This window comes from Psychrobacter sp. Ps1 (genome assembly GCF_022129425.1).
Taxonomy (GTDB): Bacteria; Pseudomonadota; Gammaproteobacteria; order Pseudomonadales; family Moraxellaceae; genus Psychrobacter.
The window spans coordinates 35,566-58,001 of record NZ_JADQAN010000015.1; the positions used below are offsets into that span (position 1 = coordinate 35,566).

The 22,436-nt window shown below is 43.2% G+C and carries 20 protein-coding genes; 11 read left to right on the forward strand and 9 right to left on the reverse strand.

What is annotated here, in order from left to right:
- Nucleotides 1–337: 337 nt before the first annotated feature.
- Nucleotides 338–736 (forward strand): DUF4377 domain-containing protein, encoded by a 399-nt coding sequence (locus tag I3249_RS09030; protein WP_101204449.1) that lies wholly within the window; start codon nucleotides 338–340, stop codon nucleotides 734–736.
- A gap of 114 nt (nucleotides 737–850) precedes the next feature.
- Here I3249_RS09030 and I3249_RS09035 read toward each other — a convergent pair whose 3' ends face one another.
- Nucleotides 851–2,284 (reverse strand): L-serine ammonia-lyase, encoded by a 1,434-nt coding sequence (locus I3249_RS09035; protein WP_238069634.1) that lies wholly within the window; start codon nucleotides 2,282–2,284, stop codon nucleotides 851–853.
- Between the two features lie 522 nt (nucleotides 2,285–2,806).
- Between I3249_RS09035 and I3249_RS09040 the strand changes: the two genes are divergently transcribed.
- Nucleotides 2,807–4,231 (forward strand): solute carrier family 23 protein, encoded by a 1,425-nt coding sequence (locus tag I3249_RS09040; RefSeq protein WP_102092484.1) that lies wholly within the window; start codon nucleotides 2,807–2,809, stop codon nucleotides 4,229–4,231.
- A 150-nt stretch (nucleotides 4,232–4,381) separates the two neighbouring features.
- Here the strand turns inward: I3249_RS09040 and I3249_RS09045 are convergent, their stop codons facing one another.
- On the reverse strand, nucleotides 4,382–5,314 hold the full coding sequence (locus I3249_RS09045) for a DMT family transporter (protein ID WP_238069636.1): 933 nt from the start codon (nucleotides 5,312–5,314) through the stop codon (nucleotides 4,382–4,384).
- Between the two features lie 481 nt (nucleotides 5,315–5,795).
- Here I3249_RS09045 and I3249_RS09050 point away from each other — a divergent pair, with 481 nt between their 5' ends.
- A complete protein-coding gene (locus tag I3249_RS09050; protein WP_238069638.1) occupies nucleotides 5,796–6,818 on the forward strand; it encodes a WG repeat-containing protein in 1,023 nt (340 codons plus the stop codon).
- Between the two features lie 269 nt (nucleotides 6,819–7,087).
- Here the strand turns inward: I3249_RS09050 and I3249_RS09055 are convergent, their stop codons facing one another.
- Together I3249_RS09055 and I3249_RS09060 are read right to left on the reverse strand one after the other, a co-directional pair.
- A complete protein-coding gene (locus I3249_RS09055) occupies nucleotides 7,088–8,137 on the reverse strand; it encodes an alpha/beta hydrolase (protein ID WP_057759800.1) in 1,050 nt (349 codons plus the stop codon).
- A gap of 27 nt (nucleotides 8,138–8,164) precedes the next feature.
- Nucleotides 8,165–8,329: a rubredoxin gene (locus I3249_RS09060; protein WP_057759803.1), complete on the reverse strand. Its 165-nt coding sequence runs from the start codon at nucleotides 8,327–8,329 to the stop codon at nucleotides 8,165–8,167.
- 365 nt (nucleotides 8,330–8,694) lie between these two features.
- Between I3249_RS09060 and I3249_RS09065 the strand changes: the two genes are divergently transcribed.
- Entirely contained in the window at nucleotides 8,695–9,261 is a 567-nt protein-coding gene (locus I3249_RS09065; RefSeq protein ID WP_057759806.1) for an adenine phosphoribosyltransferase, read from the forward strand.
- A 149-nt stretch (nucleotides 9,262–9,410) separates the two neighbouring features.
- Here I3249_RS09065 and I3249_RS09070 read toward each other — a convergent pair whose 3' ends face one another.
- Together I3249_RS09070 and I3249_RS09075 are read right to left on the reverse strand one after the other, a co-directional pair.
- Nucleotides 9,411–9,878, reverse strand: coding sequence for a hypothetical protein (locus I3249_RS09070; RefSeq protein ID WP_238069640.1), 468 nt, complete (start codon nucleotides 9,876–9,878; stop codon nucleotides 9,411–9,413).
- A 110-nt stretch (nucleotides 9,879–9,988) separates the two neighbouring features.
- Nucleotides 9,989–10,933 carry a transaldolase gene (locus I3249_RS09075; protein WP_238069642.1) on the reverse strand — a complete coding sequence of 315 codons (945 nt, stop codon included), beginning with the start codon at nucleotides 10,931–10,933 and terminating at the stop codon, nucleotides 9,989–9,991.
- Between the two features lie 743 nt (nucleotides 10,934–11,676).
- Here I3249_RS09075 and pheA point away from each other — a divergent pair.
- From pheA to I3249_RS09110, 7 genes are all read left to right on the forward strand, one after another.
- Nucleotides 11,677–12,849: a prephenate dehydratase gene (gene pheA, locus I3249_RS09080; RefSeq protein WP_238069644.1), complete on the forward strand. Its 1,173-nt coding sequence runs from the start codon at nucleotides 11,677–11,679 to the stop codon at nucleotides 12,847–12,849.
- 118 nt (nucleotides 12,850–12,967) lie between these two features.
- Nucleotides 12,968–14,110, forward strand: a complete 1,143-nt coding sequence (gene hisC / locus I3249_RS09085) for a histidinol-phosphate transaminase (RefSeq protein ID WP_238069646.1) — start codon at nucleotides 12,968–12,970, stop codon at nucleotides 14,108–14,110.
- 110 nt (nucleotides 14,111–14,220) lie between these two features.
- Nucleotides 14,221–16,554 carry a bifunctional prephenate dehydrogenase/3-phosphoshikimate 1-carboxyvinyltransferase gene (locus I3249_RS09090; protein ID WP_238069648.1) on the forward strand — a complete coding sequence of 778 codons (2,334 nt, stop codon included), beginning with the start codon at nucleotides 14,221–14,223 and terminating at the stop codon, nucleotides 16,552–16,554.
- A gap of 195 nt (nucleotides 16,555–16,749) precedes the next feature.
- Nucleotides 16,750–17,712 carry an EamA family transporter RarD gene (gene rarD, locus I3249_RS09095; protein WP_238069650.1) on the forward strand — a complete coding sequence of 321 codons (963 nt, stop codon included), beginning with the start codon at nucleotides 16,750–16,752 and terminating at the stop codon, nucleotides 17,710–17,712.
- A gap of 42 nt (nucleotides 17,713–17,754) precedes the next feature.
- Nucleotides 17,755–18,192, forward strand: coding sequence for a dihydroneopterin aldolase (gene folB, locus I3249_RS09100; RefSeq protein WP_238069652.1), 438 nt, complete (start codon nucleotides 17,755–17,757; stop codon nucleotides 18,190–18,192).
- Nucleotides 18,113–18,715 carry a 2-amino-4-hydroxy-6-hydroxymethyldihydropteridine diphosphokinase gene (locus I3249_RS09105; RefSeq protein ID WP_238069654.1) on the forward strand — a complete coding sequence of 201 codons (603 nt, stop codon included), beginning with the start codon at nucleotides 18,113–18,115 and terminating at the stop codon, nucleotides 18,713–18,715. Before folB ends, I3249_RS09105 begins: the two co-directional genes overlap by 80 nt.
- A gap of 397 nt (nucleotides 18,716–19,112) precedes the next feature.
- Entirely contained in the window at nucleotides 19,113–19,556 is a 444-nt protein-coding gene (locus I3249_RS09110; RefSeq protein WP_238069656.1) for a hypothetical protein, read from the forward strand.
- A 506-nt stretch (nucleotides 19,557–20,062) separates the two neighbouring features.
- On the opposite strand, the gene cysE is transcribed toward I3249_RS09110, so the two are convergent.
- The 3 genes from cysE to I3249_RS09125 all read right to left on the reverse strand — a co-directional run bounded on the left by cysE (nucleotide 20,063) and on the right by I3249_RS09125 (nucleotide 22,425).
- Nucleotides 20,063–20,974 carry a serine O-acetyltransferase gene (gene cysE / locus I3249_RS09115; RefSeq protein WP_238069658.1) on the reverse strand — a complete coding sequence of 304 codons (912 nt, stop codon included), beginning with the start codon at nucleotides 20,972–20,974 and terminating at the stop codon, nucleotides 20,063–20,065.
- Between the two features lie 189 nt (nucleotides 20,975–21,163).
- On the reverse strand, nucleotides 21,164–22,045 hold the full coding sequence (locus I3249_RS09120) for a TrmH family RNA methyltransferase (protein WP_238069660.1): 882 nt from the start codon (nucleotides 22,043–22,045) through the stop codon (nucleotides 21,164–21,166).
- On the reverse strand, nucleotides 22,045–22,425 hold the full coding sequence (locus I3249_RS09125; protein WP_057759831.1) for an Hpt domain-containing protein: 381 nt from the start codon (nucleotides 22,423–22,425) through the stop codon (nucleotides 22,045–22,047). The genes I3249_RS09120 and I3249_RS09125 overlap by 1 nt, the downstream gene beginning before the upstream one ends.
- Nucleotides 22,426–22,436: the final 11 nt, after the last annotated feature.

Consider the following 22,436-nt stretch of genomic DNA (forward strand, 5'->3'; position numbering starts at 1 on the left):
AAAACAGAATTTGCATAGTTGTATCAAAGCCAGAACAAATATTGTTCTGGCTTTTTAGTGTAAATTATTTTCTCAGTAGCAAATAACTCTGCTATTCAATACGCTTCATTAACATCAGTTGCAAAAGCTGACGTTACTTTACAAAGTAGTTATAGAGGGTAAGACGACTAGCGATCTATACTGGTTTCAGTAAGAAGCAAACAACCTTATTAGCTTGTAGCAAAGCAAGATAAGGTGTTCAAAATAATAATTTTATCTAAGCAACCATAAGTTAGTAGTTAAGCCAGTAACTAAACTATTGATAAAGAATCAATAACAATTATCTGAGGATTGAATAATGAAGAAATTAGCACTTGCAGCATTGATGACAACTTTTGCCCTTTCTGGTTGCTCTACGATGAGTATGGATGATGAGCGCACGATGGTTGTTGAAGGACAACCTATGAATGTAAAAGTAGTAAACATCCCAAGTTTTGAAGTAGAAATTGCACCGCGTAAAGCAGTATGTGACTTAACTGCTACTGATGGCAGCATGGTCGAATCACAGTGCTTGCAGTATCGTCAAACTTATCAGAAAAACTACACCACGCTAAACGGTAATATTCAAGGCTTTACCTATGAGCCGAACTATCGTTATGTCCTAGATGTACGCCAAGAAGCAGTAACCGCAGAAGGCTCAAATGTCGTACAGCCAGTTTGGATTCTAAACGAAGTGGTATCAAAAACTGCTGAATAATATTGATAGCAATATATAGACGATAAAGCAGTTATACATGACAAAAAGGCCTCTAATTCGTTAGAGGCCTTTTTACGTGTTTATTGTTAGTAAATTATTTCTCGAGAAGTCGGATTAGCATTGACTGTAGTTGACGCTAACACCGCGCGTTGCTGTAGGGATTCTATTATCAGCATAAACCGCCAGACCGCCTCGTGCCGTCTCTTTATATTTATCAGACATATCGGCACCTGTTTGCTTCATCGTCTCTATCGCTTTGTCTAAAGAGACGAAGTGCTGACCATTACCTCTACAGGCTAGGCGCGCCGCATTAATTGCCTTGACTGCACCCATCGCATTACGCTCGATACAAGGCACTTGTACCAAGCCGCCAATAGGATCACAAGTAAGGCCTAGATTATGCTCAATGCCAATCTCTGCCGCATTTAAACATTTGGCTGGCGTGCCATTCATGATTTCTGCCAGTGCAGAGCCTGCCATTGCACACGCAGAACCAACTTCACCTTGGCAACCGACTTCAGCACCAGAGATTGAAGCATTTTGCTTGATAAGGCTACCGATAGCAGTGGCGTTTAGCAAAAATTTACGAACACCATTTTGGCTGTAGTTGGGCAAAAAATCACGATAGTAATGCAGTACGGCAGGAATGATACCTGCTGCGCCATTGGTTGGAGCCGTGACTACTTTACCGCCATTGGCATTTTCTTCATTGACGGCGAGCGCGTACAAATCGACCCAGTCCATAGCGGCTAACTTATCAGTTTTAGTGATAGGTTGGTCTTTTTCAGCGCACAGCTGCGTATGCAAATCTTGGGCACGGCGTTTAACATCTAATCCACCCGGTAGGATGCCGCCATTTTCACAGCCTTGTTTGACGCAGTCTTGCATCACTTCCCAAATGCTATCTAAGTAAGCAAAGACTTCTTCTTTGGCATGGAAGTGACATTCGTTTGCCAGTACCAATTCGCTGATACTCAAATCATGCTCACGACATTGCTCTAGTAGCTCTGCTGCGTTATTGAACGGATAGGGAACTCTATCGATGGTCGGGCTGGCATGATCTTCGTCTGGGTTAGTTGCATCTTCTTCATTAATAACAAAACCGCCACCGACTGAATAATAAGTCTGCTGATAGCGAACGCCTTCAGTTGAGATAGCGCGTAGCGTCAATGCATTAGGGTGATAAGGCAGCACAGTATCGTCATACCAGTAGATATCTTGCTCTGTATCAAAAGCAATCGTATGCGTGCCTGATACATTGAGAATTTTGTCAGAGAAGATAGGAGATAGGTAGCTACTGGTCATGCGTGTGTCTATCGTACTAGGTGTATGTCCAAGCAGGCCTAACAATATAGCCGTATCTGTTGCATGGCCTTTTCCGGTCGCCGCTAAAGAACCATACAGCTCAATCTCAATGGTCTTAACAGCAGTCAGTTCCATCTGCTCAGTTAGCGAGGTCAAAAATAAGTTTGCAGCGACCATCGGTCCGACTGTATGCGAACTGGATGGGCCGATGCCGATTTTAAATAAATCAAAAACACTGATCATAATAAGTCACCAAAAATTTTAAGCGCTTTAGCCTATTTTATCTATGGCATTGGGCGCTTTTGTGAAAAATATAATAGACAGCCATCGCTCCTAGTCACCAATGATAGGTGGGCGCGAGACACTATTTATGAAGGTTATAAGGTAAATGAGCACTGAGGGCAGTTGAATAATAACTTTTATTTATTTTGAAACTCCGTTATCATGCTCGCAGTCAACAACTATGTAACATCCTGTAAGTTGGTTATCATCGTAAAATAAGACGGATTAAAAAAGACTAAATTTTTCAGTCAGACATATCCGTATTCATACATCTAGCAAGATATGGCTATCATACCAAATAATACTTTTGGTTTGTCATATTACAACATAAATGAATGAATTGGGATGACATATTATAGATAGGAAGACTTAACGTTCTTCTATTTATACAAGCCCTTAGAAATATGTCCATTTATTAATATACTTATTTTATCAGTTATTCTAGCCTATTACTTTAGCTTAGCTCACATAGGACAAGCGCGCATGCCATCTCAAAAAGACCCTTCATCAGCGTCAGACAATAGCGCTCAAGATCTATCGACTCAAAATGCCTTGGAGTCTGCAGGCATTGATTCAGCCGCTATCAATTATCCGCACAATCCAGACTTTGAAAATGGCCGTTGGTTCCCGACATGGCGTCCTTATAAGGGCGACTTGGATCGTGATCCAGTCGGTATCAACGACTATCTACCTCCGTCAAAAAGCGTATTGCTCGGTATACAGCATACGTTTGCCATGTTTGGTGCAACTGTGCTTGCGCCTTTATTGATGGGGTTTGATCCTAACTTAGCTATCTTGATGTCTGGTATCTGTACGGTAATGTTCTTTATGATTACCGGTGGGCGCATGCCAAGCTATTTGGGATCAAGCTTTGCTTTTATTGGTCCAGTCATCGCAGTGACCGCTTATGCAGGCGCAGGATTCAATGACAATCTAAATGTTGCGCTAGGCGGTATTATGGCCTGCGGTATCATTTATGCGTTGATTGGCTTGCTCGTGATGAAGACGGGAACAGGCTGGATTGAGCGTTTGATGCCGCCTATCGTGACAGGTGCGATTGTCATGATTATCGGTCTTAACTTGGCGCCAGTGACCATTCAAGGCGTGTCTGCCAATCAGTTTGATGCTTGGATGGCTACCTTGACCGTATTGCTCATTAGTGGTGTTGCAGTATTTACTCGCGGTATGTTGCGTCGTCTGTTGCTACTCGTCGGTCTGGTTCTGTCGTACGTTGCTTATTTCGTCATGACCAATATTTTAGGCTTTGGTACTGCGATTGATTTTAGTACGGTAGCCGCCGCTTCATGGTTTGGACTACCAAGCATTCATACGCCGCGCTTTGAGATGAGCGCTATTATCCTAATTGCACCTGTGGCCTTTATTTTGGTGGCTGAAAATCTAGGGCACTTTAAGGCAGTAGAGGGCATGACCAAGGCTCGTGTAACTCCTTATATGGGCCGAGCATTTTTGGCGGACGGTTTGGCCACGACCTTTTCAGCAGGATTTGGTGGTACAGGTGTTACTACTTACGCTGAAAACATCGGTGTCATGGCGGTTACCAAAGTGTATAGCACGACGATATTTGTCGTAGCAGGTTTGGTTGCTATCATATTGGGACTGTCACCAAAGTTTGGTGCGATCATTCAGACCATCCCAGCGGCTCTATTGGGCGGTGCTTCTATTGTTGTCTTCGGCCTTATCACGGTTGCTGGGATAAAAATCTGGATCGATAGCCATATTGATTTTAGTAAAAACAGCAATCTGATTATTGCAGCAGTAACGGTCATTATGGGTACTGGTAATTTTAGCTTGCATTTGGGTGGCTTTGATTTAGGCGGTATCGGTACTGCTACTTTAGCCGCTATTGTGTTGAATGCCTTGTTTAACCAAAGCTCTGAAGCGAAATAAGTAATACTGATGAGAGTGAAGTTTGCGCCTATCAAATAAAGATGGTCAAAGCATATCTCATCTAACAAAAAGCGCCCATGCTATCGATAGCATGGGCGCTTTTTGTATGGCAATATTGAGCAACAGTAGTAGCGAACAGCAGTATCGGAACTATTTATAATCTCGCTTATAAAATCTTGAAAAAAACCGATAGCGTCGAAGGGCGCGTGGCTTTGGCTTCAATGAGCCTAAGTAAATAGCAAACATCGTTAATAATGCGCCACTCCACTGTAAAGTGTTAATCGGCTTGTCCAGCCAGCTATAGTCAATGACAAGGGCTGCAATAGGTTCAGTCAATAATAGCAGTCCAGTCAGTGCCAGAGATAGTTTAGGAATAGAGTAGGCAATCAAGCCCCATGCCAAGCATTGCATCACTGTACCATAGATAAGTACCCAGCCAATCTCAGACCATGTATTGGGCAGAATATTACCTGTGTCAAATACAAACATCGGTACAATCATGGCTAAGACGCCGCCGATACTGATTAGCTGCATTAACATAAATATAGGCGTCGGTTCCGTATCGTGCGTTTTGCGGATAAAGGTCATCGAAGCCGCTAGCATGGCACCAGATACAATCCCAGTGACAAAGCCCCAAGTCGCAGCGGTATTGTGTGCGAATTCAGGGCTACCTATCATTGCCACGCCTATCATGGCTAAAAACAAACTAATAAGCTGTACGATAGACTGACGCTCATTGAAATACATAAACCCAATCGCGGCCAAGAAAAATATTTGCAGACTATTAAGCAGCGTCGAAATACCAGGCCCAACCGCATAAATACTCTCATGCCACAGTGCCAAATCTAAGCCTAAAAACGCCCCTGATAGTAGCGCATAAAAAATGGCGCGTCTTGATTTGGGCATTCGTTGACCCATTATCTTAGCCAATACCGCAAATACAAGACCAGAAACAGCCAATCGCCAAAACGACATGGCCCAACCACCAATATCGACATGAGCGACAATCAAACTGCCCAATCCAAAAATGATACAACCAATGACTAAGCCAATAGGTGCAGATCGCGTTGAAGCAATAGCCATAATTTGTCCTTATAACAGTATTTGAATAACAGCATTTTGAATAACAGCACTCTTATTATCATTGCATCATGTCAGAACTTATGTTGACACAAAGCCATATTGTCGTGGTTTTAAGTACAAAATGAAATGGCAAAACCATAATTTATTACGGTGAATACAGATACTATCGCTGTAAGGAAAATTATTGGGCACGTTAGACGCAAATAAATAACCAAAGCATCTGATATAGCTACGTTTTTCACAATAGACTTATGACAATTGGGTAATGGTATTTGTATCAAAATATTTGTATCAGAGCGTCGATTCATAAGAGTATAAAAGAGCATAATGTATACAAGTGATATTTCTGCACGGAGGATATGTGTGTAGCACTTTAAGCGACATTAACGCGGCAACACATGTATAGTAGATTGACGATATAATGTACTCAACGTCTGATTTGTTATACCAAACAATCTATATTATTTGTCTAGGTTTATTTATGCTTCAACGATTGCTATCAAAAAAACAGCCACATACATTGTCTGGCTTGCTACCAAAAATATCGCAATACAGTGTCGTCGTGACGATGCTATCTAGCGCATTGTTTTTGATGCCTAGCGCACACGCCGCCAGTTGTAAAATCCCAAAAAGTTATTATAAAAACGTTTCCTGCACAGCCAGTAGTAGTTACTTTTTGGCGATCAAGGATTTTGGTGCGCCAGTGGCTTTAATCGATAAAAAAGGCAAACGAGTCGTTGATTTGTCACGTTATCAAAAAGTCGATGCCGATAAACTGTCAGGCGGTCTGTTGCCTGTACTGCGCAACAGTCGCGTCGGTTATCTCAATATGCAGGGCCGTGAAGTGGTGCCTGCCATGTACGATATATTGACAGAGAGTCAAGGTTGGGCGCGCCCTGTATCGGATGGGCGTATCGTGGTAAAAAAAGAGGGTAACTATGGTGTGATTAACACATCCAATAGTACCGTTGTCTCGTTTTCTGCAGCGATTGATGATATCGATAATTATCGTAATGGGGTAGCGCGTGTACGCAAAGGCCGTGCAACCAGTTGGGTGGATAAAAACGGTAATGCAGCGAATGATCCAAATGCCCAGAATGACACTCAAGCAGTGAATAAATCTACTTCTTCTAACGAAAAACCTAGCGCAGCATCACAGTCTGTACCAACGCGTTTTACGACGTTTCAATCGCGTCAGCAAGATGGTAAATGGGGTTTCGTCGATGACAATAATGTCACTATGATTACCTACTCATTTGATGAAGTGCGTCCGTTCTCTGAGGAGTATGCTGGCGTGCGTATCGGTGAAGAGTGGGGCTTTGTCAATTTAGGCGGTGAGCTAGCGATCCCTTTTCGCTTTGCTAATAGTGGTGTGAACGCTAACGATAGCTATCAGGGCAAACCATCCTTTGTATTTACAGATGGCAAGGCGTGGATTGGTAACCTAAAGAATGGGAATAAAATGTGTGTTGATAAAACAGGCACTGCTGTTGCTTGTGATTGATGCAATTACTAGGGCGTGTCCTCGTTTTAAGAGTGGTGATAAAAATGAGATAAATCGCAGTCAAACAAGGAAAATAGCTGGTTAATATCGAGATATTAACCAGCTATTTGACACAATTTGGCAAGATTTAGCCATTTTTAACCCATTTAGATAGCTATCGATTGAATTGAGGACACGCCCTAGGATTAAACAGGCAATAAAAAAGAGTGTAAAACCTGTGATTTTTCGCTAGGTTTTACACTCTTTTTTCGACACTGATGTTTTTAAAGCTAGTTGCTTGATAAATGATTGCTGATTAAGTCAACCATATAAGGCTGATAATACTCTGGAATATCGTGTGCCATGCCCTCGATGAGATGGAACGTAGCATTAGGGATGGTCTTGGCAACGACTCGGCCCTGCGAGGCAGGCAGGAGTCCGTCAGCGCTACCATGTAATACAATCGTTGGTGCTTTGACTTGCTTACTAAACCGACTGATAGAGCCTGATGCCAAGATAGCATTGAGCTGCTGTACTGTACCAAGCGGGTGAAAATTACGCTGATAGCGAATCTTAGCGATTTCACGCACCATACGCACATTCACATGACCTGGTGTACCAACGGTCTTCATAAACCAAACACTATGACGCACGATATCACGCTCAGAGTGACTCTCTGGACGATTGATAAGGGTGTATAGCTGTTTGGGCTTGGGTGGCTTCAAAAACGCACGATTGGTCGTGGTAAACATAAGTGCCATTCGCTGTACTAAGCTTGGATAACGTGCTGCCACGATTTGTGCAATCATACCGCCCATCGAAGCCCCAAGCAGGTGTGTTTTACCAAGCTTTAGTGCTTTAATCAAACGCGCGGTGTCTTCAGCCATGTCCGTCAAGTTGTAAGCAACCTGCGTGCTTTTGTTAGACAACCCTGTCTGTAGACGAACCATCATTTTAAGCTGGCTAATACGCGGCAAGCCTTCTATCTGCACTTTAGAAGACAAGCCGATATCACGATTATCAAAACGAATCACAAAAAAACCAGCATCGATAAAGCGCTTAATAAAATTGTCTGGCCAAAATATCATTTGTGAGCCTAACCCCATGATCATCAGCAGCGGCGGATTATTGGGATTACCGCCAGCTTCGACACACAACTCAATACCATCACCGATGTCAATCATTGCTTGACGAAGGTGCTTACTCAAGTCAGAGTCGCGCCATTGATGCTCCCCAAATTTGCGCCACTCAGGAGTAGGGTAGTTATTCAGATGATCTTCTAGATTGTTATCTAGCGTTTCAGGCAATTTGGCACTATTGATGTCATTTGATTTTGTCATGAAGTGTCCTAATTAGAGGGTCATCTACTACAGCTCAAGCATCTCAAAATCAAGCTTGCCGACACCGCACTCAGGGCAAGTCCAGTCATCAGGGATGTCTTCCCACTTAGTACCAGGTGCGATACCTTCTTCTGGGCAGCCAAGCGCCTCATCATATATCCAGCCGCAGACAATACATTCATAACGTTTCATAAATAGTCCTATCGATCATTACCAGTATTACAGTTACAGCGTGCTATAAACGCTCATTTTTAATATTACAGCTATTATATTAGACTGCAAAAACGCACGTAGTTTAGCATATAACCGCAATTTTCATAGTTAAGTTTACACTTGTATATTGAGATGACTTTTCTTTTATCAAGTCAATCACATACGTTACCTTATTAGCGCTTAATAACGAGACTGGACGCCAGCCCGCCATACAAAAACCAATTATGCTATAATAATCGCCGCTAAATTCACAGTAATGCTTAGCATTTATCGCTGATATATCATCCAGTTGTTGTCTTATCTAAACTAACTAAACCATCTAAATACATAAGCTAAGGGTCATCATGAGTACCAATGCCGCCGCCACATCCGCCACCAACAATGAGACGTCTCATGTGCTCAATACTGACCATCCGTTTTGGCAGATTATTCGCACAGTACCAGACTTTCCAAAAGCTGGCATTGATTTTTATGACATTACCCCGTTACTGCGCAGTCATATTGACGCTGTCATCGATGCGCTACTTGCCGCTTTGCCAGAAGGGCTTATGGACGAGGTAGATTGTCTGGGTGCAGTGGAAGCGCGCGGCTTTGTATTTGCCAGTATGCTAGCAGGCCGTCTGGGCAAAGGCATGATCTTGCTACGTAAACCAGGTAAGCTGCCACCACCAGTTGCCAACAAAGCCTACGCACTGGAATATGGTAAAGACACGCTTGAGATGCAAAACAATCTACCGCCTGAGCGCGTACTATTGGTTGATGATATCTTAGCGACTGGTGGTACGTTGACTACTGCTTACGAGCTATGTCAATCAGCTGACCATACTGTGGTCGGTGCGCTAGTGTTATTGGACTTGGTCGACTTGCATGGCGAGTTCCCAGTACCTGTTTATACGGTACTAAAAGCCTAAAGCAAATTGCTATTTCTTTGACTACTAGACAGGTTGTATTGTTGATATAGTTAAACGATTCTCCAAATAAAAAGCGCCCTGATACTATGTCAGGGCGCTTTTTCGATACTGTATTGATGTTTTTTAGTATTGTGTTAAGTAGGCTGTATTTATTGCTCTTCGTCTTGTTCGTAGTCCTTACAAGACTGCTCTATCACCGTACGACCGACTGTCTTTGGGGTGGTGACTTTAAAATCTTTTGTGGTCAATATTGGTTTTTCTGACTGCCATGACTTGGTTACTTTGCCTTCAGCATCGTAGTTAACAAAGGCTCGTCTATAGTAACTGGCATCTTTGCATGAAATGAGTAGTTGTTGCTCACTATGGTCAATACTGTTTTTTTCTTCCTTTGAATCATCTTTATCGGCATCTTTGTCTTTAGGATAGGTTCTAAGGATAGATACCATGATATTTTCGACGTCTTTTTCATCTATGATACTGATGTCAGAGCTTTCAATAGAATCCAAATCTATACTAAAAATTGATCCAGAGCTGCTCTCGGACACCTCTACCCAGTTAACTGCCTGGGCGCTGATCGCTAAAGCACTGCCTGTCAATAATATTGATAGCCGTTTCATATAAGCCTTGCTTCTTGTCATTTGAAGTAGGTAATGATAGCCAACTTACTATTAGTAGGCAAATATCTTTTGTGCCAGCCCAGTATCCGTCGTGCTCTGTCGTGTGGCTATTATTGGCCGCGAATGGCTGCCAATGTCTTAGCCAGCTCGTCACGCGCCCCGATAAAACCGTCAATACCCTTAGGTAACAAGTCCTGTGTAACCTTGTCTTGCTGATACGCAGCACTAAACTCTTCGTGCGTTAAGCTTACCTGAGTCATCGCCTTCATATCCATCGACATACTCGGAGACAGTTGGCGAGTTACCTCGGTATCCATGGTTGCCAACTCATCAATGAGGTTGGGAGCTATCGTCAATAAGTCACAGCCTGCCAATGCCAAAATTTGCTCGGTAGAGCGGAAACTAGCGCCCATTACTTGTGTCTCGTAACCGTGCTGTTTGTAATACTGATAAATGAGCTTGACTGACTGTACGCCCATGTCATCAGAAGCCGGTACGTTTTGACGGCTTTGTTGGCGTTTTTGCCAATCTAGAATACGGCCAACGAAAGGCGATATCAGGGTCACACCAGCATCTGCACAGGCAATCGCTTGGTGTTGTCCAAACAGCAGGGTCAGGTTGCAGTGGATATTTTGAGTCTCAAGATAGCGCGCCGCCTCAATACCTTGCCAAGTTGCCGCCATTTTGATCAATACTCGCTCTGAATCGACGCCCGCTTTTTGGTAAGCATCCATAAAGGCCAGTGCCTTATCTATCGTCGCTTGAGTGTCGTAAGATAAGCGAGCGTCCACTTCAGTAGAGACTCGGCCTTCGATCAGCTCTAAAATATCGCAGCCAACCTGAATGGTCAGCGCATCGATCACGGCATCCACGTCACCATTGTGACGACTCATGGTCTCCGACAACATGCCTTGGTTGTCAGGATGAATCAGAGCCTTGGTAATAAGGCTTGGGTTGGTGGTTGCATCGATAGGTTTTAAACGGGCAATAGCGGCAAGGTCACCAGTATCAGCAACAATCGTGGTCATAGTGCGTAGCTGTTGTAATGCGCTCATCAGGTATCCTTTTTCTTATTAATCACATGATGCTCCTCTTATATATAAAAGGGTAGGGAGCTGAACTGGAACTGTAACACAGTTTTGAGCAGGTGTTGCCTCATAGTTATGCTATGCATCGCTGTTATCTGGCTCAACTGTGCTAATATTAATCACAGTTGGTATATTTATACGCATTTACGCATGGGCACTGACCTTAGTTTTTGCTATAGTAGAGCCGGCTATGTATCAAGCTGCTGTATTTGGCAGTAAGGGCGTGTTGAACATTCAAATATTAGGGCTGCTGATCGCTAAAATTGCACCAAACTAGGCGCAAGCCGACGATAATGTCGAGACCTTAACTAGGCTTGTAACGACGTTTGGGGTGATTTTAGCATCAGCCTTTCAGGGCAGTACTATTTTCTGCCAATATATGGCGAAATTGTTTAACCTAGAATGACTAGGCGTCAAAAATTTCACTGCATATTGTCTAAAAAATAGTCACTGCCAGCACCACATTTGAATGTTCAACACGCCCTAATATAGCATTAACGCCAAATGGCACTAGCAATATAAGGTGTTTTTGATAGACTGTTTTGAGGTTGATTTTGAATATAGTTTCTACCATCAGTCTTAGTCTTTAACTAAAAACAGAAAACAGTCAGATTTGGCAATAGTGCTACCCTACGTAATAGCAATGTAATATCAGAATTTAAATAATAGTAATATCTAACAGCGATAAAATCTAAAAAGGATGGGCGGTAATGAGCGAGCAGTCACCAGAGCAAACAATGGATAATCTAAATCAAACCACTACAGGCGCTAGCGATACCGCAACTGAAAAAGAGTTTTTATACAATATTCGCCAAAATATTGACGCAGTAGACTGTGAGATCCAAACGTTAATCAACAACCGTGCAAAGTTGGCTCAGCAAGTAGCCATGGTAAAGAAAAACCATACCGCTGCTGATGACAATAGCAATCCTATCTTTTACCGCCCTGAGCGTGAAGCACAGGTGCTAAAAGCTGTCATGGAGCGTAATGCGGGTCCAATCGCTGATGAGAAAATGGCACGCTTATTCCGTGAAATCATGTCAGTATGCTTGGATTTAGAAGCGCCGCAGCGTATTGCCTTCTTGGGCCCTGTCGGTACCTTTACGCATGCCGCTGCGCTCAAGCACTTTGGTAAAGCCGCGGATACCGTACCGATGACAACCATTACTGATGTGTTCCGCGAAGTCGAAGCGGGTACAGCGATGTATGGCGTGGTTCCTGTCGAAAACTCTTCAGAAGGCGTAGTCAACCATACTCTAGATGGTTTCTTATCTTCTACTTTGAAAATTATTGGCGAAGTTGAATTGCCAATTCATCAAAACTTCTTAGTCGCTGAACATACCAAGATTGATGGCTTGAGCCGTATTTATTCGCACCAGCAGTCGCTTGCTCAGTGCCGTCATTGGCTAGATGTAAACTTCCCTAATGTCGAACGCGTTGCTGTATCAAGCAATGGTGAAGCCGCTCGCCGCCTCAAAAACGAATGGCATTCAGCTGCGATTGCAGGTGATGTTGCTGTTGCAGAGTATGGCTTGCATAAGCTCTACTCAAATATCGAAGACAATCCAAGCAACACCACACGCTTCCTTATTATCGGTCATGAGGCGATTGCACCATCTGGTCAAGACAAAACTTCTATCGTCGTCTCCGCTCACGATAAAGCAGGCGCACTGATCGAAATCTTGAAACCTTTGTCATATCATGGCGTATCGATGACCAGTATTGAAACGCGCCCTGAGCGTCCTAACAAGTGGGCATACGTATTCTTTATCGATATGAATGGTCATGTTAATGATCCAAACGTTAGCGCTGCCATCAATGATATTCGTCCATTGGTCAAAGATTTGCGCATATTAGGCTCATATCCAAAAGCTGTCTTATAGACGACTACCTATAGACAACTATAGGTTTACTCACTGGTATTCATACATAATAGATGAGTCTTAGCTTTCGCAGATAGCATTAAAAAAAGCATTTATAGACACCATCTAAGGATAAACCATGCAGACTACTCAATTGACCGCGTCAGATCTATCGCCGTTAACGCCAGCTTACGACAGTATTTTGGCATTGGCACCTTATCAAACTGGTAAGCCAATTGAGGAGCTGACACGTGAGTATGGTGTTTCAGACGTGGTCAAGCTGGCTAGCAATGAGAATCCAATGGGATGCTCACCACGAGTGACGCTAGCAGTAACTGAGCAGCTAGGGCAGTTGTCACGTTATCCTGATGGCAATGGTTACTATCTAAAGCAAGCGCTGGCTGACTTTAACGATGTCAATGCCAATCAAATTACCTTGGGTAATGGCTCTGATGATTTGCTCGATATTTTAGCACGCAGCTTTGTGGGTGCTGATGATGCCATCGTCTATAGCCAGTATGCTTTTGTGGTATATCCTATGCTAGCAAAGATGCAAGGTGCCACAGGAATTGAAGTGCCTGCTCAGCGCTTTGGCCACAATCTAAAAGCCATGAGCCAAGCGGTACAAGATAATCCGAATACCAAAATCGTCTTTATTGCCAATCCGAACAATCCAACGGGTACGCAGCTAGAGCAAAAAGAGCTGTATCAGTTCGTTGCTAGTGTACCAAGCTCAGTCTTGGTAGTGCTAGATGAAGCTTATATCGAGTATAGTCCTGAGAGTAACAACCGCGCACTATTAGATGAGTTCGATAATGTCATTATTGTCCGCACTTTTTCTAAAGCTTATGGGCTGGCAGGTTTGCGCGTAGGCTATGCCCTAAGCTCAGTAGCGGTTGCAAGTTTATTGAACCGTATTCGTCAGCCATTTAACGTCAGCCGTGTCGGTTTAGCTGCTGCTGCTGCTGCAATTGCTGATCAAGACTTTATCGAAAAAACTCGTCTCATAAACGATGAGCAAATGCGTTGGTTAGAAAAGCAGTTTGACGCGCTAGGGTTGGGCTTTGTGAAGTCGCATGCCAATTTTATTATGGTCGAAGTACAGGTTGAGATGGAAGATATAACCGCTGCTTCCATCCACCAAGCGCTACTTGAACAAGGCGTTATTGTCCGTCCGCTAGATGCTTATGGACTACCTAGCTGGCTGCGTATCACAGTAGGTGTGGCTGAAGACAACCTACGTTTGATTGATACTTTGCGTTCTATTTTGACTGAAGACTAAGCGCATCTATTAATGTTTTTTCATTAAAAAGTTGTTCTTTGTTAGCCATTAAAATTTATAACACTAAGACTGGCCCTATCTATGTCTTAGTGTGTCCAACGAGAAAAGCCGTGAGTAGTCAGAAAAATAATAAACTTCAATCGTCTCTAAATACTACGCTACCTATATTTAAACAAGTTTGTGTGATTGGACTTGGGCTGATTGGTGCCAGTTTTGCGCAAGCCATCAAAGACAATGGCTTAAGCGCGCGTCTGGTAGCAGTCGATAGACATGCGCCAAGTATTACAGAAGCTATTGAGCATGGTCTGCTAGATGCAGGTAGTGCAAACTTACAAGACGTTATCGCTGACAGTGATTTAATCATTATTGCAGTGCCAGTACAGGCAGTTCAAGCAGTGTTCATTGATATCAAACAAGCGATGGATAACGGACAGCTTGCCAGTGACTGTATCATGACGGATGTCTGTAGTACTAAGGTCAATATCATTGATGCCGCTAAAGCAGTGTTCGGCTCGCTGCCGATAGGTCTAGTGCCAGCGCATCCAATTGCTGGGGCTGAAAATTCAGGGTATCATGCGCGCCGTGCCAGTCTATTTGTTAATCATAGCGTCATTATTTGCGAGCTACCGACAACCAGTGCAACTGCTATTGCAAAGTTGCGACTATTGTGGGAATCAGTGGGCGCAAATGTCATGTCAATGGATGCTGAGCATCATGACCGCATATTAGCGCACACTAGCCATTTGCCACATTTACTTGCCTTTAATTTGGTTGAGCAATTGGCAAGCCATGATGATAATTTAGATATGTTTCGTTATGCCGCTGGTGGGTTTCGCGATTTTACGCGTATCGCTGCCAGTGACCCTAAAATGTGGCATGATATATTTTTTGCCAATCAAAGCGCGATTGTCAGCGCCCTTGATGAGTATGGTGTCTATTTACAGACGATGCGCCAACTTATCATTGATCAAGATTCAACCGCCCTGATGGGACTTTTGGGCCGCGCGCAAGCCGCACGGCGACATTTCGGCCATATGTTAGCCAGCACCCCTTATACGGATACTTCTCCTATGTCAGCTTCTTATAATATTACCCCTAGCAATACTGTTTCTGGCACCATCGCGATCCCTGGTGATAAATCTATCTCGCATCGCAGCATTATGCTGGGCAGTCTTGCCACAGGCGTGACAAATGTGACTGGGTTTTTGGAAGGGGAAGATGCGCTAGCGACGCTACAAGCATTCCGTGATATGGGTGTGACTATCGAAGGACCTGATAATGGCAACTTGACCATTCATGGCGTCGGTATGAATGGTTTAAAACCTAGCAAAACCCCTTTATACATGGGTAACTCTGGTACCAGTATGCGTCTGCTGTCTGGTATCTTGGCGGCGCAATCGTTTGATAGCGTGTTGACAGGTGATACTAGCTTGAATAAACGCCCGATGGAGCGCGTGGCGGCACCGCTACGGTCTATGGGAGCTGTGATTCAGAGCACTGGTCATAGTGGTACTGCGCCGCTGAGTATCACTGGTCGTGACACGGTTGGCAAGCCATTACAAGGCACTGAGTATGACATGCCAGTTGCTTCAGCTCAGGTAAAGTCTTGCTTGCTACTAGCAGGTCTATGGGCCGAGGGTACGACAACAGTCACACAGCCTGAGATCAGCCGTGACCACACTGAGCGTATGCTATCGGCCTTTGGTTATCCGGTAACCGTAGAAGGCAATCGTATTAGTGTCACTGGCGGCGGCACACTAACAGGCGGCGATATCGCTGTTCCTGCTGATATCTCATCTGCAGCGTTTTTTATGGTGGCAGCAGCCATCAGTCAAAACAGCGAGTTGACCTTGACCCAAGTAGGTATCAACCCTACGCGTACTGGCGTCATTAATATTCTAAAATTAATGAATGCAGATATTAGCCTAAGCAATGAGACACACGTGGGCGGCGAGCCAGTTGCTGATATTACGATTCGCAGCTCAAACCTAGTCGGTATTGAGATACCAGAGCATCTCGTACCACTGGCGATTGATGAGTTCCCTGTGCTGTTTATTGCGGCTAGCTGTGCACAAGGTCGGACGGTATTGACTGGTGCCAAAGAGCTGCGTGTCAAAGAATCGGACCGTATCGCTGTGATGGCAGAAGGGCTACATACACTTGGTATTGATTGTACTGTAACTGATGATGGTCTGATTATCGAAGGCAAAGGCGCCGCTACTGAAAGCGGTGAAGTCAACAATGACCAACCTGTCTTTGGTGGTGGTCATATTGTCTCGCATCATGATCACCGTATTGCAATGAGCTTCTCTGTTGCCAGTCTGCGTGCATCCCAGCAAATTACCATTGAAGGGGTTGAAACGGTTAATACCAGCTTCCCAGGATTTGCTGAACTTGCCAACCAAATTGGTATGTCTATCCAAGTGGATACTGGTGCTGAGTAAGTCGCTAAGCTACCGTTAACTCTTAAAGATTTAATCTAACATCGTTAGCAATGTACTCATGTCACTATTGGCATGAGTACATTGCTTTTTACCTTATAATCTCACTGTAGTAACCCTGCGCTTTCACGATTTGATTAACAATAATAATTAGAATTAGGTGAGAGTGCGCTTTGCTCTAAAAAGTTGTCCTATATTATGACTACCCAAAATGTCATCAAAAAACCCGTTGCCCCAATCACCACAACCAGACGCGGCATTATTACTGCGCTTATCGCGTTCTTTATTTGGGGTGGATTTCCGCTATACTTCAAACAGCTATCTGATTATGATGCGACGGAGATCATAGGTCACCGTATCGTTTGGACGTTTTTTTGCCTACTGATTGTGTTAGTGGCTACCAAACGCTGGGGGTGGATAGAAACGCTCAAGCAAAACCCAAGATGGATTGCACTATCTCTATTGTCCAGTGTGATTATCGCAACCAACTGGCTGACCTATGTATGGGCGGTCAATCAAGACCGTATTCTTGAGGCCAGTTTGGGTTACTTTATTGGGCCATTGGTTGGCGTTGCACTATCCATGATTTTATTCAAAGAGCGCTTACGTACCCTGCAATGGGTGGCGATTGGCTTTGCACTGTTGTCTGTCGTCATTCAAGTGGTGATGCTTGGCAGTCTGCCGTGGATATCGTTGATTTTAGCATTTAGCTTTAGTACTTACGGGACGATTCAACGACAAACGCCATTGACTGCTGTCGATGCCATGTTTGTCGAGACCGCAATGCTAGTACCGTTATGTCTTTGGTGGTTTTGGCAATCTGATGTGGCAAGTCATCAACTGAGCTTTTGGTTTAGCTCAAATATTTGGCTACTTATGATCGCAGGCCCGATTACGCTAATACCGCTTCTATTATTCAATAAATCTACCAAGCTTGTTGCATACAGTATTCTAAGCTTTATGAACTATCTGACGCCGACATTCATTTTCTTTTTGGCGGTGTTCTATTATAAAGAACCATTCGATTTACATCGTTTAGCAGTATTTGGTTTGATTTGGTTAGGTCTGCTATTATTTAGCATTGACCTGTGGCGCCATCGTCCAAGTAAAATGTTAAAAGCGGCGCGCCTACGTGAAGAAGCGCTACAATCGGTTAAGTAAATATTAAAAACACGAAAAAAATTAGCAAACAAGGATGACAGGATGTTTCATACTCAGTCTGATGTTGTATTTATAAAAGGTCTAAAAGTTGAGGCAGTAATTGGTGTTTATGATTGGGAGCGTGCTATCACTCAGCCATTACTCATTGATATCGCGCTTGAAACGGATATTAGCCGTGCTGCTGTGTCAGATGATGTCAGCGATGCCCTGAGTTATAAAGAAGTCTGCGATGATGTGAGTGAGTGGTGCAAAGAGATTCAAGCAAAGCTGCTCGAGCATTTGGCTGGTCAGATCTCTGATAAGATATTTGCAAAATATGACTGTCAAAAAATAACGTTGAGCATTGCTAAGCCTACCGCTATTGCTCAAGCGGATACGGTAGGGGTGCAAATAACGCGCTATGCGCCAGCATCAACCAACGAGCCAGCTACTAAAGAAGCTGCCAAAGAAGTTAACGTCAGCCAAGCTGATGATGCATAAAACGTCAGTGGATTTGAATTTGGCAATGCTAACACAATGCGCACCTGAGACTGTGCAAGCGCATCCCGTGGTAGAGCTAGTATTAGCGCTAGGTAGTAACTATCAAGCCGAAAAATATCTCCCGCGTGCTCGGCAGCGCTTGGCAGCGCTAGGTGAGGTGCGATTGTCTACGGCTTTTCAAAATCCTGATTTTACTGCAACCTTGGAACAATCGAAGCCTGACTATACCAATCAGTGCGTCCATCTAACATTGACCACACCGATAAGCCTGCAACAGCTACAGCAAATTTTTAAAAACCTTGAAGGCGATTGTCATAGATGTCGACAGACTAAGCCAAATCAAGTACGGCAGGTGACGATGGATATTGATATTCTGATGATTAAAATGACTGACAAAGAAAATAGCCTAAGCAAAAAATCGACATCTAAGCTTATGCCTAATTGGATTGTAATGGCAGATCGTTATCCATTTAAAGCGCATGAGAAAGCGGGAGTCAGGGAATTGATTTTAACCAGGCTCTAATTTGGCTAGTAAATGGCCGTATCTTAATCACAATTATATCTTTTCATCTAAAACTATCGCTATTAAGCATTCACTCTGCCTCATCCCATCATTTTCCTAGACAAAAATCTAATAAAAACTATGCGATTATATAGGCAATTGTTAGTATAAGTGATGATGTAATCTTCAAGACACTACTACCTATGCAAAAACCAATGAACTTTTCGAAGAAAAAGATATTCACGAGTTTATTAGTAATAATAAACTCTACTTTATCTGCCTGTGATAAGTCGTTCTCTGAATATACAAAAACATTCATTTAAGACAATAAAGAGCATTGGTCTACTACGTTTAGTTATAGCTAATTTCAAACCAATTTTGGTTATTGATGAAACCTAAAAGTTATAAGAAGAGAAGGATGAAAAGTTATAGCAAAAAAATCCGCGGCATCTATCTCGGACATCAAAAACTTATCATCATAACTTTATTATTCGGATACTTTATTTTTGAGGTCTGGGGTGTACGTTATATTGCTGAAAGAGAAGCGGAAAAACCAAATAATATCAAGGAAGGGTGTTTGTATCTACGAAGTAGTTATACCGACACAAGTAAAATGAAGATATTAAGATTGACCATAGATGGTCATAAAGTTAAGAGTCATAGAATGTTTTCAGGAAATATGCCTTATGGATATAAGTGGAATGGTCAACAGAGGGACGAGTTTTATCAATATCTTGAATACAATAAAGAGAAGTGCCACCCCATTCAGTATGTCGATATAAATTTATTAATTACTAGAAAGATTTTTATTTACGATTATTTGGGCGATTTTAAGCCTACTACTAATACTAAAAAGGACTAAATACATGTCGTAGACGGTTAAAAATGAAATAATTTATAGCTTTAGTAAAGTAGGCAGTGCGGAAAGGTTGCTAAATAATTTGTTCTAATTTTAACAATATGACAAATTAAAGCTCATAAGAAGCGGTGAGGTCAGGGTATATTTATTTAGTAAAAATTGTTAAATATCTGGTATAGCGCAGGCACAGAGATATAGTACAATCTAATTTTGATTATATCGTTGTTGTATACATTGAGTAATATTGGATATACAGGACGGACAAAGGTCTTCTAAGTTATCAATTCATCAGAGAAATTCTTAGCTTGTGCAGCTTACTCTAAGATGAAAGTCAACGATTCGAAAGATTAGAATTTGCTAGGAAGTCAAGCAGGTCAACCTACCATGTATGCAGATATGGTAGATTTTATCTAAGACCGCCTTGAATTTATTGTGTCTTTTCTACAATTCGTATAAGCATTTGTTATCAGTTTATAAGGTAATAGTAATGCCTACCTCTAATGACTGCCTTAACGATTTTTCTCATTATTGATATCATCTACATCAGCATGACCAATCACATCTAAATCTTCTAGACATAACTTATCGTATTCTTTTTTGCAAAAATTAGGATCAATATCACACATCGCTGACTGTAATTGGTCGAGGCGATTTTCTGATTGTTGAATATGTTCGAGCATTTTGGCAAAGGCTTCTGCGACAGGGTCTTGTGAATAAGGGTCGATACCATAGGCACGGAAGGTATTGGTGCGTTTGGCAGTAGGGGTAGTGTCGTTAGTTCGATCGTTGCTCTCACCAGCTTGCGCGACTTTTTCTTGTTGCTTGGCGTCTTGTACTTTTGTCGCGATTGGATTGCCTTTTTCATCGTGATGATCTGAGATCATACGCGCGGCACTGCCGACCATCGTAGCTCCTGCTGGTACTGGCTTGACTACCACTGCGTTCGAGCCGATTTTAGCGTTTTTACCAACAGTAAACGGCCCCAAAACTTTTGCACCAGCACCGACCGTTACACCATCTTCTAGCGTTGGGTGACGCTTGCCATTATTCCAAGACACACCGCCCAAAGTAACACCATGGTATAGCGTCACATCGTTACCAATCTCAGCCGTCTCACCGATAACGACACCGACACCATGATCGATAAAAAAGCGTCTACCAATCTTGGCAGCAGGGTGAATCTCGATACCTGTCATGATGCGCGAGCCGTAAGAGATCACGCGAGCGGCTAGTTTCTGTTCATTGTTCCAAAGACAGTGTGCACCGCGATGCAAAACAAGCGCATGTATGCCCGGATAAGTTAGGATAACTTCCAGACTATTACGCGCCGCAGGATCTCGGGTGAATACTGCATCAATATCTTCTTTCAAATCATTCTTAATAGTAATAAGCGATTTGAACAATTTGGATGGCAATGACATAAAGCGTCCTATCTATTCGTCGGTAGAGTGTCGTCGCGAAAACAGCGATGTCTCTAATCTATGGTCATAAAGTTCGGATAATCAGGAATATATATTTTCGCTAAGCTTCTGCAAGTTATAACAGCTTTATACGGCAAAATATAGTAAAAAGCTGTCAAATAAAGGCAAGCTCATAAACTATGGCTTGTTTTAGTCTTTTGATAGTTTTGCAATCAAAGCGCTTAATAGCTGATATTCCTTTTGATCAAGCTGTAGGCGTGACCCAAGTCTAGACAAGCGTGATGGCAATGACTTTAGATGTTCGCTATTTGCCAGACCACGCTGCACCATAAGGTCAGTGGTGCGCTGAGTGAGCTGTTGCAGCTGCTGCTGATTAATAGCAGGCTCATCCCATTGCTGACGCAAATTCACATTGATTGTCGAGTGGGCGTCTGTTCTTGTATCCGAATCTAAACTATCAGCTGTCTGAGTGTGCGTTTGAGCATAAGCAAAGATAAAGCTGGCGATGACTTGCACCGCTGATGCGACATTTAGCACAGGGTAAGCAGGATTGGCGTCAATTTGAATATGATAATCGGCATAAGCCAATTCTTCATTGGTCAATCCACGGTCTTCACGTCCAAACAGTATAGCAATATTTGGTTTGTTAGAAGTCGCAGCAGATGAGGTATCAGCATTACTATCGTCTACACTTAGAGCTGCCTGTGCATCGATAAAGTCGAACATAATCTTAGCGGCTTGCGTAGGTGTCACGACAGGGCGAGGTAAGTGACGGCTACGACTGCTAGCGGCAAACACCAACTGACAGCCAGAGATAGCAGACTCTAAAGTGGGTGTAATCAAAGCTGACGATAATAACTCACTGCCACCCGCTGCATGAGACACACTGGTCTCATCAATCGGTAATTTGGGGTCGACCACTGTTAAACGAGACAAGCCCATGGTATGCATCGCACGGGCAGCCGAACCAATATTGGCAGGCAAAGTTGTATTAACCATGACCACTTGCAAGCAATCAAGGTAGTCGTTCACTGTGCGTGATGATATTGCTAATGAAGCGTCGTTACTCATTATTGTCCCAGTCTCTGATTGATTTCTTGTTCAGCACGGTGTAATGCAATGGCAATCTCTTCGATCAGGACGGCTTGCTCATTGATACGGCGCTCACGGCAGTATTCTTGTAACTGGCTGCTAAGACGGACTAATTGAGTCGTACCTAAGTTGGCGCTGGCACCTTTGAGAGCATGAGCAGTTTCAAAGCCATTGGCGTTATCGTCTTTTTGATGGGCAATTCGCAGCGCTGCAACTCTTTGCTTACTATCAGCAAAATATACTTGTATCAAATCGACGAAGTCTTCTTCGAGCAGGTCACGCATGTCCTCGAACTGTTCATGATTGATGATTTCTTCATCAGTTTGTCCGAGCATATTATTATTTGTAGTGTCATCCATGGTGGTTGTCC

Bases quoted from the DNA above. Each gene is read 5' to 3' on its own strand.
- I3249_RS09030 (WP_101204449.1), top strand. From the start codon at position 338: ATGAAGAAATTAGCACTTGCAGCATTGATGACAACTTTTGCCCTTTCT.
- I3249_RS09035 (WP_238069634.1), bottom strand. From the start codon at position 2,284: ATGATCAGTGTTTTTGATTTATTTAAAATCGGCATCGGCCCATCCAGT.
- I3249_RS09040 (WP_102092484.1), top strand. From the start codon at position 2,807: ATGCCATCTCAAAAAGACCCTTCATCAGCGTCAGACAATAGCGCTCAA.
- I3249_RS09045 (WP_238069636.1), bottom strand. From the start codon at position 5,314: ATGGCTATTGCTTCAACGCGATCTGCACCTATTGGCTTAGTCATTGGT.
- I3249_RS09050 (WP_238069638.1), top strand. From the start codon at position 5,796: ATGCTTCAACGATTGCTATCAAAAAAACAGCCACATACATTGTCTGGC.
- I3249_RS09055 (WP_057759800.1), bottom strand. From the start codon at position 8,137: ATGACAAAATCAAATGACATCAATAGTGCCAAATTGCCTGAAACGCTA.
- I3249_RS09060 (WP_057759803.1), bottom strand. From the start codon at position 8,329: ATGAAACGTTATGAATGTATTGTCTGCGGCTGGATATATGATGAGGCG.
- I3249_RS09065 (WP_057759806.1), top strand. From the start codon at position 8,695: ATGAGTACCAATGCCGCCGCCACATCCGCCACCAACAATGAGACGTCT.
- I3249_RS09070 (WP_238069640.1), bottom strand. From the start codon at position 9,878: ATGAAACGGCTATCAATATTATTGACAGGCAGTGCTTTAGCGATCAGC.
- I3249_RS09075 (WP_238069642.1), bottom strand. From the start codon at position 10,933: ATGAGCGCATTACAACAGCTACGCACTATGACCACGATTGTTGCTGAT.
- pheA (WP_238069644.1), top strand. From the start codon at position 11,677: ATGAGCGAGCAGTCACCAGAGCAAACAATGGATAATCTAAATCAAACC.
- hisC (WP_238069646.1), top strand. From the start codon at position 12,968: ATGCAGACTACTCAATTGACCGCGTCAGATCTATCGCCGTTAACGCCA.
- rarD (WP_238069650.1), top strand. From the start codon at position 16,750: ATGACTACCCAAAATGTCATCAAAAAACCCGTTGCCCCAATCACCACA.
- folB (WP_238069652.1), top strand. From the start codon at position 17,755: ATGTTTCATACTCAGTCTGATGTTGTATTTATAAAAGGTCTAAAAGTT.
- I3249_RS09105 (WP_238069654.1), top strand. From the start codon at position 18,113: ATGCGCCAGCATCAACCAACGAGCCAGCTACTAAAGAAGCTGCCAAAG.
- I3249_RS09110 (WP_238069656.1), top strand. From the start codon at position 19,113: ATGAAAAGTTATAGCAAAAAAATCCGCGGCATCTATCTCGGACATCAA.
- cysE (WP_238069658.1), bottom strand. From the start codon at position 20,974: ATGTCATTGCCATCCAAATTGTTCAAATCGCTTATTACTATTAAGAAT.
- I3249_RS09120 (WP_238069660.1), bottom strand. From the start codon at position 22,045: ATGAGTAACGACGCTTCATTAGCAATATCATCACGCACAGTGAACGAC.
- I3249_RS09125 (WP_057759831.1), bottom strand. From the start codon at position 22,425: ATGGATGACACTACAAATAATAATATGCTCGGACAAACTGATGAAGAA.